A 377-nucleotide genomic window follows, 5' to 3' on the forward strand; every position below is an offset into this window, starting at 1 on the left:
TTTGTCACCAACACCAGCGCCGGGCAGCTGCAGTTCCTTGAAGCGAGGCATCGGGCTCACGCCCGGGTCGAGGACCGGATCCGACACGCCAAAGACACCGGGCTCGGCCGGCTCCCCTCACGCGAGTTCGCGCTCAACCAGGCCTGGCTGGTGGCAGTGATGATCGCCGCAGATCTGGTGGCGTGGACGCGGATGCTGGCCTGTACCGGCGAGGCCGCAGTCCTCGCCTTGTGCGAGCCCAAAGCCTTGCGCTACCGCTTCCTGCACGTCGCAGCCCGGCTGACCCGTAGCGGCCGACGGCGAAAAGTGAAGATCCCGGAAACGTGGCCCTGGGCCGTCGCGATCGTCGCCGTGTTCAACACGATCGCCGCGATCCC

At 67.6% G+C, this 377-nt stretch carries 1 protein-coding gene; it reads left to right on the forward strand.

Going from position 1 to position 377, the window contains the following annotated elements; all coding sequences use genetic code 11:
* The coding region (locus tag G6020_RS14835) for a transposase (RefSeq protein ID WP_182611165.1) at positions 1-377 on the forward strand (377 nt) is incomplete at both ends.

The sequence above is a fragment of the Dietzia sp. B19 genome (genome assembly GCF_014145155.1).
GTDB classification, from domain to species: domain Bacteria; phylum Actinomycetota; class Actinomycetes; order Mycobacteriales; family Mycobacteriaceae; genus Dietzia; species Dietzia natronolimnaea.